This is a genomic window from Paenisporosarcina sp. P5_A11 (assembly GCF_056400705.1).
The window spans coordinates 1-12,357 of record NZ_JBFUKT010000094.1; the positions used below are offsets into that span (position 1 = coordinate 1).

Genomic DNA, 12,357 nt, shown 5'->3' on the forward strand with positions numbered 1-12,357 from the left:
CACTAAACGCATTCAGTGAGAAAAGGAGTCCGGTATTCACTGGTAATTAAATTTTCCTTTTTGTAATATAACGATATAATGATAGTTAGGATGCATCGTGAAATACGATATAGAGCGAATAAGAAAGAGTGAGTACTAGTGGCAAATACACAATCCATGATTTTCACAATATATGGTGACTATATCCGACATTACGGAAACAAAATTTGGATTGGAAGCTTAATTCGTTTATTAAAAGAATTTGGACATAATGAACAATCTGTTCGCGTAGCCGTTTCCAGGATGATGAAGCAAGGTTGGATTGATTCTGAGAAAAAGGGGAATAAAAGTTATTATTTCTTAACACTACGCGGAGAAACACGGATGGAAGAAGCCGCTGTGCGGATTTTTAAATTGATGCCGAACGATTGGGATGGGAAATGGCGTATGCTTATGTATACGATTCCGGAAGAAAAAAGACAGATTCGCGACGAACTCCGTAAAGAACTTTTATGGAGTGGTTTTGGGAGCTTTTCAAATGGGTGTTGGATTTCCCCGAATAATCTTGAAAAAGAAGTGAATCTGCTTATTGAGAAGTATGAAATTCAATCTTACGTAGATTTCTTCGTATCTTCATACAAAGGCCCACAAGCTGACAAATCACTCGTTGAAAAAAGTTGGCCGCTTCAAGAAATCGAAGGAAAATATCAAGAATTCATCACAACCTACAGCAAACAATTTATTGTCCATCAAAGTATGATGAATAAAGGGCAAATGACGGATGCAGAATGTTTCGTGGAACGGACAAACCTTGTTCACGAATACCGGAAGTTTCTATTTACTGACCCTGGACTTCCTAGAGAATTACTTCCGGAAATATGGAACGGAAATCATGCGGCTCTTTTGTTCGAGCAATACTACAAGTTACTTGCCCAATCGGCAAGTCAATTTTTCGAAGAAGTATTCCAAGATGATAATGACATGCAATGGAAAGATAAATCATATGATGCTGGTGATCATCCCTTAATAATTGATTAAGAGTTGTTATGATTTTCTATGAAAAAAACTGGGTGCTTAATAGCTACCCAGTTTTTTTCATTATGTTTCTTTGTTCTGGAAAATCTCCCGATAATCGTAACCTTTTTGTACATAGGTATCAATAGATAATTGGATGATTTCAAAATCTTTGTCAGTCAATTCTCTAACTACTTTTCCTGGTGAGCCGACAACTAAGGAACGGGGAGGAATTTTCTTGCCAGGCGGAATTAAAGTATTGGCTCCAATTATGCATTCTTCTCCAATCTCTGCATGGTCAAGAATCGTTGAACCCATTCCAATAATTGAGCGTCTGCCCACTTTGCAGCCATGTAAAATAACATTATGTCCAACTGTCACTTCATCTTCAACTACAACAGGGGCATCTTCATATAAATGAATCGTCGAATTGTCCTGGATGCTACATTTTTCTCCAATTGAAATTCTTCCTTCATCTCCGCGCAATACGGTATTAAACCAAATGGTAGATTCTGCCCCTACTATAACTTCCCCGATTATCTTCGCCCCCGGTGCAACAAAAACCGTAGAATCTAGTACTGGTGTTTTTCCTTTAAACGTAACTATCATCATTTTTACCCCCTATTAAATTAACGCAATTGTCTTTCTAATGGATTTACTATAACATAATTGAGTAGAGGTGGATAATTAATGAAATACGTTTGCGAAATGCTCCAGATTGACTTTCCTATTATTCAAGGTGGTATGGGGAATATTAGTAATGCCCAGTTGACGGCGGCTGTTTCAGAAGCAGGTGGGTTAGGAACCATAGGATGCGGCACGATGACCCCAAGTGAAGTTGAAAAGATTATACTTCAAACGAAAGCCAAGACAAATAAGAAATTTGCGATTAACATCGCAATTAATGTCTCTCCTTATACAGAAGAGCTCATTGACCTTGTCATCAAACATAATGTTCCGGTTGTTTCTCTGTCGGCAGGAAACCCAGTCCCATTTATAGCGAAATTACATGAGCATGGTGTGATAGTCATTGCTCTTGTAGCCTCAGTCAAACATGCCCAAAAAGCAGAAGCTGCAGGAGTGGATATTCTAGTTGCAGAAGGCTTTGAAGCAGCAGGAATCAATTCGACGCTTGAATTAACGACATTCACATTAATTCCTCAAATTGTGAAGAATGTTAAAGTCCCAGTTATTGCAGCTGGAGGTATTGGAGATGGCAAAGGGCTGGCAGCTGCACTTATGTTAGGTGCAAGTGGAGTGCAAATCGGCACTCGTTTAATTGCCACGAAGGAAGCCCCATTTCACGAGGTGTATAAGCAAAGTCTTGTGAATGCTAGCGATACGGAAACTCTAATAGTAGGGCGTAGTGTAGGCATGATCAGAAGAATGTTAAAGACACCATATTCAATGAAACTAGACGAACGTGAAAAAGAAGGAATGACACGTGCACAATACAGTGAATTGACGACTGAAAAGCAACATGTAATAGGTGCAATCGAAGGTGATATGAAGAATGGATTTATTAATAGTGGGCAAATAGCAGGATTGATAGACCATATTCCTTATGTAAAAGAGTTAATTGAAAGCATGATTGAAGAAGCAAGTAATCAAATCAGCCACTCTAAAAGTGAGTTGGATTTCATAATTCATAAACAATCGAATAAAAAGTAAAATTTTTATTAGACCGCTATTTTTTCAAAAGGGCAACTACTTAGTTCAGTGAACTTAGTGGTTGCCCTTTATTGACGATATCCATTATTCCGAAAAGGTCTATGTTCTTAAAAGAAGATTTATTAAAGATGATACGCATTAAAATTACTTTCAATTCTAAAAATATGGATTTTTCTAATTATTATATTGACTATAATATTACGGTTTGATAATATTACGTTGAAATAGTGTTATACGATAACGGAAACTCATACACTAAATATAAGTGCGTTCGTTAAATATATACTTCTGTAAATTAGTCGGACATAAAATAACTTGAAGAAGCTTCATCTCAAACCTCAAAAGAAACTGGTTAATAAAATGTCGTAGATCCTGAGGGGGATTAAATGATGGAAATAGCAGAAAGAATTCCGATGTCTAGAAAATTTGATCTTTTTGAAAGAATGGCTGAACATGAACAAGTTGTTTTCTGTAATGACCCGTCAACAGGACTTCGTGCAATCATCGCAATTCATAATACAACACTCGGACCTGCACTTGGTGGTTGTCGTATGCAGCCATATAACAGTGTTGAAGAAGCATTGGAAGATGCCCTTCGATTATCAAAAGGAATGAGCTACAAATGTGCAGCTGCTGATGTGGATTTTGGTGGTGGGAAAGCGGTCATTATCGGAGATCCAAACACAGATAAAACACCTGAATTGTTTCGTGCTTTCGGTCAATTCGTAAACTCATTGGGGGGCCGTTTTTATACCGGTACAGATATGGGAACAACGATGGAGGATTTCATACACTCTGTTAAAGAGACCAATTGCATTGTAGGGTTACCCGCAGCATATGGAGGTGGAGGAGATTCCTCAATACCGACAGCAGCTGGTGTTCTTTACGGTATCAAAGCAACGAATCAAGTACTTTTTGGTAAAGACGATTTAGGCGGAGTCACATATGCTATACAAGGTTTAGGCAAAGTTGGCTCTAAAGTTGCATACGGATTACTTGAGGAAGGTGCTCATCTCTTCGTAACAGACATAAGTCAAGAAAGTCTGCGAGCAATAGAGAAAAAAGCAACAACGACGTCTGGAACCGTGAAAATTGTAGCAAGGGAAGATATTTATTCGCAGCAAGCAGATATATTTGTGCCTTGTGCATTAGGCGGTATTATTAATGACCTTACAATCGATCAGTTCAATGTAAAAGCAATCGCAGGCTCTGCTAACAATCAGCTCTTAGATGAATGTCACGGAAGAAAGCTTCAACAAAAGGGAATTCTGTACGCTCCCGATTATATTATCAATTCAGGTGGTCTCATCCAGGTGGCAGATGAATTGTACGGGATCAATCATGAGCGTGTTCTTGCTAAAACAAAACATATTTATGATGCGATTTTAGAAGTTTACAGGATGTCAGAGATTAACGGAATTTCGACAATGGAATCAGCCAATCAGATGTGTGAGAAAAGAATTCAAAACAGAGGAAAACAAAATGGCTTTTACTCAGCTTCAATGAAACCTAAGTGGTCATTTCGATATTAAGAGTATTCGGTGAGATTCAATTAACGCAATTTAAAGGCATTCTCGAAGCAAGGTAATTATTGTTTGTAAGCGTTTACAAAATATCGAGGTTTACTAGACTCTGTTTTTAAATTCAATATTCCGCTATTCATTTGAGTTACATAATTTACAACGTAAGTAGGGGATAGATGATGAAACAAGGATTGGTCGTAGGAAGAGAAGAAACGATAGAGATTATCGTAACGGAAGATATGTTCGCTTCTTTTGAAGGTGTTGTTGTACATCCTGTCTATTCAACAGTAGCAATGACATATCATATGGAATGGGTTTCCCGGAAAATCATTCTTCCTTTTTTGGAAGACCATGAAGAGGGTATGGGGGCATCCGTTCAGTTGAAGCATTTGGCTGCATCTACTCTCGGTTCTGCTGTTACATTAACTGCCATTTTAGTTGAACTTCGTGACAATGTGGTGATCACAAAAGTGACGGCGAAAAATCATGTAGGCATAATCGGAACAGGTGAAGTGAGACAAGTAATATTGCCAAAAGAAACAATTGCTCAAAAGTTAATCGAAGCTTCGGTCTAAGTAATTAAGGAATTTCTGTTTGATAGATTTTAAGGAGGCCTTTCATATGAAAGTAGCAGAGGAAACATCAATGACTAAGGAATTCGAACTCTTTGACAAAATGAGTGAACATGAACAAATTGTCTTTTGTAATGATCCATCAACAGGTTTACGAGCAATTATTGCCATCCATAATACAACACTAGGTCCTGCTCTCGGCGGATGTCGTATGCAACCGTATAACAGTATGGATGAAGCATTAGAAGATGTTCTTCGACTATCTAAAGGAATGACTTATAAATGTGCCGCTGCCGATGTAGATTTCGGTGGGGGCAAAGCAGTTATTATCGGAGATCCTAAAACAGATAAGTCTCCTGAATTATTCCGTGCATTTGGTCAATTTGTGAATTCATTGGGAGGACGTTTTTATACGGGTACCGATATGGGAACGTCAATGGATGATTTCATTCACGCAATGAAAGAAACAAATTTCATCAACGGACTTCCGGAAGCGTACGGTGGCGGTGGCGATTCATCCATCCCTACAGCAGCCGGCGTTCTCTACGGTATTAAAGCGACCAATCGCATGCTCTTTGGAAATGATGAATTGGGCGGACATAAATATGCGATACAAGGACTAGGTAAGGTAGGATTCAAAGTGGCATGTGGATTGCTTGAAGCAGGAGCTCACATTTACGTCACGGATATAAATCCAGATAACTTGTTAGCCATTGAAGAAAAAGCAGCAACCACCACTGGTTCAGTGATGGTGATTGCCAAAGAAGATATTTATTCACAGGAAGCGGATATATTTGTTCCTTGTGCATTTGGTGGAATTATTAACGAAAACACGATTGCTCAGTTCAAAGTAAAAGCGATTGTAGGAGCAGCTAACAACCAACTATTAAATGATACACACGGAAAAATGCTTCAAGAAAAAGGCATATTATACGCACCTGATTATATCGTCAACTCCGGAGGACTAATTCAGGTGGCAGATGAATTGTATGGTATTAACCATGAGCGGGTACTTGCTAAAACAAAACATATATACGATTCGATTTTGGAAGTTTATCAGGAAGCTAAAAGTAGCGGAAGAACAACTGAGGAATCAGCAAATCAGATGTGTGAAAAAAGAATTGCAGATAGATCTAAGCGAAATAGCTTTTATACAACACCTGCGAAACCAAAGTGGTCCATTCGCAATTTATCCTGATTGGAGGCAACTTTAGTGGAACAAAACTATCCGATGAAGAGAATAATAGATGATCAAGGAAATTTAGTAGATGCAAGTTTTGAAGACATGATTGACGAAAAATTGGTTAAAGAATTGTACTATAACATGATCCGAATTCGCACATATGACCGAAAAGCAATTAACTTGCAACGACAAGGGCGTTTAGGTACGTATGCACCATTTGAAGGGCAGGAAGCTGCTCAGGTAGGAAGTGCATTAGCGCTCAATTCGGATGACTGGGTGTTCCCAACGTATCGTGATCATGGTGCAACCATAACATTCGGAAAAAGTATGGCTAGCACATTTTTATATTGGAACGGAAGAGTCGAAGGTTGTGTACCGCCAGAAGGAAAAAATATCTTCCCTCCTGCGGTCCCGATAGCAACACAGCTACCTCATGCTGCTGGTGCCGCATGGGCTGAAAAATTACGTGGAACAAGAAATGCATCAATTGCCTATTTCGGCGATGGGGCAACTTCGGAAGGCGATTTTCATGAAGGCTTGAATTTTGCAAGCGTATTCCAAGTTCCAGTTGTCTTTTTTAATCAGAATAATGGCTATGCGATTTCGGTACCGATTGAAAAACAAATGAATTCTGCAACAATTGCACAAAAGTCTGTAGCCTACGGTATGCCAGGTGTTCGAATTGATGGAAATGACTGTTTATCCGTTTATTTTGAAACGAAAAAAGCTTTTGATCATGCTCGTAACGGGGATGGACCTACTTTGATTGAAGCTGTGACCTGGCGAACAGGTGCCCATACGACTGCAGACGATCCATCTAAATATCGTCCTAAAGAACAAGGTGAACATATTGTTGACCCTATTACACGTATGGAATTGTTTATGAAAAACTATGGCTATTGGGACGACCAATGGGTCCAGGATATAAAAGCAAAAACTACAATTGAAGTCGAACAGGCTGTAGAAGAAATGGAGAATTTCCCTCCGCCGAACGTAAATGACGTTTTTGATCACGTATTTGCTGAGATGCCTACTCAACTCGCTGAACAGAAAGAAGCATATCTTGCACATTTAGAAAGGCAGTGACATGATGACCCAATTGAAAGAGTCGGATCAACAAAATGGTACAACAAAACAGATGACGATGATTCAAGCGATTAATGATGGCATGCGCTTGATGCTAGAAGAGGATGATAGAACGATCGTCCTTGGTGAAGATATCGGTAAAAATGGCGGTGTATTCCGTGCAACAGAAGGACTTCAAGAAAAGTTTGGTGTTGAGCGGGTAGTGGATACTCCACTTTCAGAAGCTGGAATTATAGGAACGTCAATCGGACTGGCAGTAAACGGTTTTAGACCGATTGCTGAGATTCAATTCCTTGGATTTATCTATCCAGCGTACGAACAGATTATGACACATGTTTCACGACTTCGTATGCGGTCAATGTCTCATTTTACTGTACCAATGGTCATTAGAGCCCCATACGGTGCTGGAATTCGGGCACCAGAAATTCATTCTGATAGTACAGAAATATTATTCACACATATGCCAGGTATTAAAGTGGTCTGTCCATCCAACCCATATGATGCAAAAGGGTTACTAATTGCGGCAATGGAAGATCCAGATCCAGTTCTTGTATTAGAGACGATGAAAAACTATCGATCCAAGAGAGAAGAAGTACCTGTTGGAAAATATACCGTTGAAATTGGCAAAGGGGAAATAGTGCGTGAAGGTACGGATGTCACACTTATAGCATGGGGTGCTATGGTTTCCATCGCTGAAAAAGCAGCTGAACAGGCAGAAGAAAAAGGAATTAGTTGTGAAATTATCGATCTTCGCACACTGTATCCAATTGATCGTGACATAATTGCTCAATCCGTACAAAAGACAACAAGAGCGGTCATTATTCATGAAGCTCACAATTCCGGAGGGCTCGGTAATGATCTTGTGTCGATTATAAATGATACATCTTTCCTTTATTTACGTGCTCCTATTGAAAGAGTAACGGGCTTTGATGTTCCTGTTCCATTCTTTACATTAGAAGAACATTATCTTCCTACACCTGCGCGAGTAGTTGAAGGGATTGAAAAAGTGGTTCATTTTTAAGGGGGAAATGTAATGCTCGAAGTAAAATTACACGATATCGGTGAAGGGATGACCGAAGGAGAGATCATCCATTACTTAGTCAAAGTCGGGGATTCTGTAAGTACTGATCAACCACTCGTTGAAGTGCAAACAGATAAAATGWTTGCAGAACTTACTTCGCCTTGCTCAGGAATAGTGAAACAAATAATCATAGAAGCCGGCGAGACGGTCAAAGTAGGAACAAGTCTCATCTATATAGAAGCGCATGATGCCGTTAGAACAGAACAAAAGACACAACCTGAAAGAAATCAAAATGTAAAAAAACAAGATTTCCAGTCAAATGAACAAGTTAAAAAGTCTTCGCAGAACACGTTCTCCCGAATACTTGCAGCACCATACACACGTAAGATTGCTCGTGAAAACAACATTAATCTAGAAGATGTTCAGGCTACTGACCCATCTGGAAAAGTGACAGAGGAAGATGTTTATCGTTTCTTAAAAGGACAAAAAACTGATAAAGAATCGGTTAAGATTGTCCCTCAAGGAACCTCTACTAAAGAAACTCCAGATGAGATTCCTTTTAAAGGGATACGAAAAAAGATTGCAGAAAAGATGACGAAATCCTTGTTTACAATTCCGCATGTTACTCATTTTGACGAAGTAAATATGACCAACCTTTTTAAAATGAGAGAAGATTTAAAGGCATCCGGTGAATTAATTGGAGTTTCTGCATTTCTTATTAAAGCACTTGTTATTTCTCTAAAAGATTTCCCGATTTTTAACGCGGAACTCGATGAAGTAAATAGTCGAATACTTCTTAAAAAGAATTATCATATAGGTCTTGCTACAAACACAGAAAGCGGCTTGATTGTTCCAGTACTTCATGATGCAGACAAGAAATCAATTAAAGATATTCACAAAGAAGTAAAAGGATTGACGGAGAGAGCCATTGCAGGAAAACTTCAACCGTTTGAAATGCAAAACAGTACATTCACCGTGAGTAATGTAGGCCCACTTGGAAGTACGGGTGCGACACCAATTATTAACTATCCTGAAACGGCGTTAATAGCTTTCCATAAAACGAAAAAAAGACCAATTGTCAACAATCATGATGAAATCGTCATCGGTCACATCATGACGCTTTCCATGGCATTTGACCACCGGGTTGCTGATGGAGCAACGGCTGTAGCATTTACGAACCGCTTTGCTAGTCTAATTGAGCAACCACACAAACTGATCATGGAGATGATTTAATGGTTGTCGGGGAAATCAGTCAACAAAGAAATCTTATAATCATCGGTGGGGGACCAGGCGGTTACTCTGCCGCCATTCGAGGTGCTCAGCTTGGACTTTCGGTTACTTTAATTGAACAGGCTGACTTAGGTGGTATCTGTTTAAATAAAGGCTGTATCCCTTCTAAAATCTTTACTCATGCAGCTACAAAACGTTCAGAAACCAAACATTTGCAAGATTTGGGGATTGGTAATGGCGACGACGCATTTTATGTTAATAAGCTACTTACCTATAAAGATAAAGTCATCACTGGGCTTAGAGCTGGAGTAGAAAGTCTGTGTAAAGAGAACCAAATTGAAGTGATTAGTGGCAAAGCTACATTCCTTGGAGTAGATCGAATCGGTGTGGAGAATGGACATCAGTTTGATATTTTTGAATTTGAACAGGTAATCATTGCTACAGGCAGTACGCCAAAGATGCCTTTAGGTTTGAAAGAAAAAGGAGAACGGATTCTTTTGTCTCATGAAATATTTGAAATTGAAGAAATACCACCACATCTTATAGTAAACGGTCAAGACTACATAGCCCTTGAAGTGGCTTCTAGTTTTGCTGCGTTAGGTTCAAAAGTGACTATCCTATTTGATGATAAAGGCGATACATTCGACGAATCTATCAATAAAGAACTTAATCGATTATTTAAACGACGTAAAATAACGGTCTATAAAGATGTTCAATTGATTTCGACGAATGAAACGGAAAGTGAAATTGCCATTACTTTTACTAATAAAAACGTTGAAGAGACCATAACTGGTTCACATTTTTTCCTAACTGGAATTAGAACACCAAATGTGGAGCCGCTTGGCATTAAACGCATAGGCATTGTTCAGTCGGATGAGGGCTTTATACAAGTGGATGGAAATATGCAAACCTCGATTCCATCTATTTATGCAATCGGTGATGTCACTGAAGGCTCTCTCATGGCGATTAAAGCAATCAAACAAGGCAAAGCAGCTGTTGAAGCAATTGCAGGAAGAAAACCTGAAGTTGACCTTACATTTTTACCAATCGTTGCGCATACCATTCCACCGATCGTTTCTGTTGGTCTAACTGAACAAAACGCTCGCAACTTTGGAATGGAGATTCGGGTCAGCCAATTTCCTCTTGCTGGCAACGGTTATGCTTCAATAACTGGTAAAAAAGATGGCTTTATTAAAGTAATTGCTGATTCTACAACTGAAATCATTAGCGGAATTCACATGATTGGTGAAGGCGCCATTGAAATGTCAGGTACCTTTGTACAACTGCTTGAAATGGCTGCAAAAGAGGAAGATGTGAAATTCCCTTTATATGCACATCCAGGATTCAGTGAAGGACTCCTTGAAGCAGTGGAAGGATTAATTGGCCAAGCAATTCATATAGCACCTTCCAAAAAGAAAACCTTATTGAAAGTATAATAATCACAATACGTAAATTCCTTCTAGTTATTCGTTACACTGCATGATACACTCATAAATTATCGGAACATTTTAAATGTTGCTATTCTATCACTTGGTTCCGAATAAAAAACATATAACTAAGTTAAGAGGGGGAAATGTAATGAAGAATAGTTGGAGAAAATTCGGGGTTGTTATGTTGAGTAGTGCGTTACTTCTTGGAGCGTGTGGAGAAGGCGAAAAGACAAGCACCACTGAGGGAGAAAAGAAGACATATAACATTGGCGTCTCTCAAATAGTAGAACATCCTTCCTTAGATGCAGCTTATGATGGTTTTAAAAAGGCTTTAGAAGATGCAGGAATTGATGCGAAATATGACGTTCAAATTGCACAAGGTGATCCAAGTGCGAGCACAACAATTGCAACTAACTTGGTCAGTTCTAACGTTGATTTAATATTTGCGAATTCAACACCAAGTGCCCAGGCTGCTGCAAGTGCTACTTCAGACATACCGATCGTATTCACTTCAGTAACAGATGCCATTGGAGCTGAGTTAGTTGATTCAATGGAAAAACCAGGTGGTAATGTAACAGGTACTATCGATAGTCATCCTGATGCGATACCAAATACGATGAAGTTCCTGAAAGAAGAATTGAACGCTAAAAAAGTTGGTATGGTATTTAACTCAGGCGAGCAGAATTCTCGTGCACAAGTGGATGCGGTTAAAGAAATGCTAAAAGGTATGGATATGACTGTTGTTGAGGCATCTGTTGCAACTTCTGCAGATGTAAAACAAGCAACAGAATCATTGATTGGAAAAGTAGACTCTTTATACATCATTACAGACAATACAGTAGTTTCTGCACTTGAATCGGTCATTTCTGTTGCAAACGAAAATAAACTACCAATGATGGTAGGAGAATTCGACTCAGTAAAACGAGGTGGCTTAGCTGCTTATGGATTTGAATATTTTGATATCGGCTATGAAGCAGGCGAAAAGGCAGTGAAAATTCTAAAAGGTGAAAGCAAACCGGCTGACTTGCCTGTCGATATTCCGCAAAAATTAAAATTCATCATGAATAAAGACACAGCTTCAGCTATTGGACTTGACATTAAAGATGAGTGGAAAGCTGAATTTAGCGAATAAAACAGGAGGTGGTTCTACATGTTTTCAGCTGTATTTGGCTCAGTAGAGCAAGGAATCATCTATGCAATAATGGCACTCGGAGTGTATATTTCATTTCGAGTGTTGGATTTTCCGGATTTAACGGTTGATGGAAGTTTTGTAACAGGGGCAGGAGTTGCTGCCACGATGATTATCTTAGGGTATCATCCGGTGCTAGCTACAGCAGTAGCCGTCATAATTGGTTTTCTGGCTGGCTGTGTTACCGGCCTTCTACATACAAAAGGAAAGATCAATGCATTACTTGCTGGAATATTAATGATGATTGCTTTGTATTCTATAAATTTACGAATAATGGGACTAACATCCGAGAATTCTATTGGTCGACCGAATATCCCTTTATTAAATGCAGAAACGATGTTTAATCAATTCCAATCATTTTGGGGTTCGCTAGGAATAGACACGGCTATTAACAATTTTTTCAGCATGCTAGGAGTTCAATATTTACCTGCCACATGGGGAACTTTGTTTATTATGGCC

12 protein-coding genes are annotated in these 12,357 nt (G+C 39.0%); 11 read left to right on the top strand and 1 reads right to left on the bottom strand.

The window, feature by feature from the left end; translation table 11 throughout:
* Positions 1 to 156: 156 nt before the first annotated feature.
* Entirely contained in the window at positions 157 to 1,017 is an 861-nt protein-coding gene (paaX, locus tag AC1DOS_RS12795) for a phenylacetic acid degradation operon negative regulatory protein PaaX (protein ID WP_477537827.1), read from the top strand.
* Between the two features lie 60 nt (positions 1,018 to 1,077).
* Here paaX and AC1DOS_RS12800 read toward each other — a convergent pair whose 3' ends face one another.
* The gene (locus AC1DOS_RS12800) at positions 1,078 to 1,602 is read right to left on the bottom strand and encodes a gamma carbonic anhydrase family protein (protein WP_477537828.1); all 525 of its coding nucleotides are present in this window, start codon (positions 1,600 to 1,602) and stop codon (positions 1,078 to 1,080) included.
* An 81-nt stretch (positions 1,603 to 1,683) separates the two neighbouring features.
* Here AC1DOS_RS12800 and AC1DOS_RS12805 point away from each other — a divergent pair, with 81 nt between their 5' ends.
* The 10 genes from AC1DOS_RS12805 to AC1DOS_RS12850 form a co-directional block, all read left to right on the top strand.
* Positions 1,684 to 2,664: an NAD(P)H-dependent flavin oxidoreductase gene (locus AC1DOS_RS12805; protein WP_477537817.1), complete on the top strand. Its 981-nt coding sequence runs from the start codon at positions 1,684 to 1,686 to the stop codon at positions 2,662 to 2,664.
* A gap of 389 nt (positions 2,665 to 3,053) precedes the next feature.
* Positions 3,054 to 4,196 carry a Leu/Phe/Val dehydrogenase gene (locus AC1DOS_RS12810; protein ID WP_477537818.1) on the top strand — a complete coding sequence of 381 codons (1,143 nt, stop codon included), beginning with the start codon at positions 3,054 to 3,056 and terminating at the stop codon, positions 4,194 to 4,196.
* Between the two features lie 170 nt (positions 4,197 to 4,366).
* Positions 4,367 to 4,762, top strand: coding sequence for a thioesterase family protein (locus AC1DOS_RS12815; protein ID WP_477537819.1), 396 nt, complete (start codon positions 4,367 to 4,369; stop codon positions 4,760 to 4,762).
* Positions 4,763 to 4,808: 46 nt separating this feature from the next.
* Positions 4,809 to 5,957: a Leu/Phe/Val dehydrogenase gene (locus tag AC1DOS_RS12820; protein WP_477537820.1), complete on the top strand. Its 1,149-nt coding sequence runs from the start codon at positions 4,809 to 4,811 to the stop codon at positions 5,955 to 5,957.
* Positions 5,958 to 5,972: 15 nt separating this feature from the next.
* Positions 5,973 to 7,028, top strand: a complete 1,056-nt coding sequence (pdhA, locus tag AC1DOS_RS12825) for a pyruvate dehydrogenase (acetyl-transferring) E1 component subunit alpha (RefSeq protein WP_477537821.1) — start codon at positions 5,973 to 5,975, stop codon at positions 7,026 to 7,028.
* A gap of 1 nt (position 7,029) precedes the next feature.
* Positions 7,030 to 8,049 carry an alpha-ketoacid dehydrogenase subunit beta gene (locus AC1DOS_RS12830; protein ID WP_477537822.1) on the top strand — a complete coding sequence of 340 codons (1,020 nt, stop codon included), beginning with the start codon at positions 7,030 to 7,032 and terminating at the stop codon, positions 8,047 to 8,049.
* A 12-nt stretch (positions 8,050 to 8,061) separates the two neighbouring features.
* A complete protein-coding gene (locus tag AC1DOS_RS12835; RefSeq protein ID WP_477537823.1) occupies positions 8,062 to 9,282 on the top strand; it encodes a dihydrolipoamide acetyltransferase family protein in 1,221 nt (406 codons plus the stop codon).
* Positions 9,282 to 10,715: a dihydrolipoyl dehydrogenase family protein gene (locus tag AC1DOS_RS12840; protein WP_477537824.1), complete on the top strand. Its 1,434-nt coding sequence runs from the start codon at positions 9,282 to 9,284 to the stop codon at positions 10,713 to 10,715. Before AC1DOS_RS12835 ends, AC1DOS_RS12840 begins: the two co-directional genes overlap by 1 nt.
* Before the next feature lie 142 nt (positions 10,716 to 10,857).
* A complete protein-coding gene (locus tag AC1DOS_RS12845) occupies positions 10,858 to 11,841 on the top strand; it encodes an ABC transporter substrate-binding protein (RefSeq protein ID WP_477537825.1) in 984 nt (327 codons plus the stop codon).
* Positions 11,842 to 11,859: 18 nt separating this feature from the next.
* The coding region (locus AC1DOS_RS12850; RefSeq protein WP_477537826.1) for an ABC transporter permease subunit at positions 11,860 to 12,357 on the top strand (498 nt) is incomplete at its 3' end.

Bases quoted from the DNA above. Each gene is read 5' to 3' on its own strand.
- paaX (WP_477537827.1), top strand. From the start codon at position 157: ATGATTTTCACAATATATGGTGACTATATCCGACATTACGGAAACAAA.
- AC1DOS_RS12800 (WP_477537828.1), bottom strand. From the start codon at position 1,602: ATGATAGTTACGTTTAAAGGAAAAACACCAGTACTAGATTCTACGGTT.
- AC1DOS_RS12805 (WP_477537817.1), top strand. From the start codon at position 1,684: ATGAAATACGTTTGCGAAATGCTCCAGATTGACTTTCCTATTATTCAA.
- AC1DOS_RS12810 (WP_477537818.1), top strand. From the start codon at position 3,054: ATGGAAATAGCAGAAAGAATTCCGATGTCTAGAAAATTTGATCTTTTT.
- AC1DOS_RS12815 (WP_477537819.1), top strand. From the start codon at position 4,367: ATGAAACAAGGATTGGTCGTAGGAAGAGAAGAAACGATAGAGATTATC.
- AC1DOS_RS12820 (WP_477537820.1), top strand. From the start codon at position 4,809: ATGAAAGTAGCAGAGGAAACATCAATGACTAAGGAATTCGAACTCTTT.
- AC1DOS_RS12830 (WP_477537822.1), top strand. From the start codon at position 7,030: ATGATGACCCAATTGAAAGAGTCGGATCAACAAAATGGTACAACAAAA.
- AC1DOS_RS12840 (WP_477537824.1), top strand. From the start codon at position 9,282: ATGGTTGTCGGGGAAATCAGTCAACAAAGAAATCTTATAATCATCGGT.
- AC1DOS_RS12845 (WP_477537825.1), top strand. From the start codon at position 10,858: ATGAAGAATAGTTGGAGAAAATTCGGGGTTGTTATGTTGAGTAGTGCG.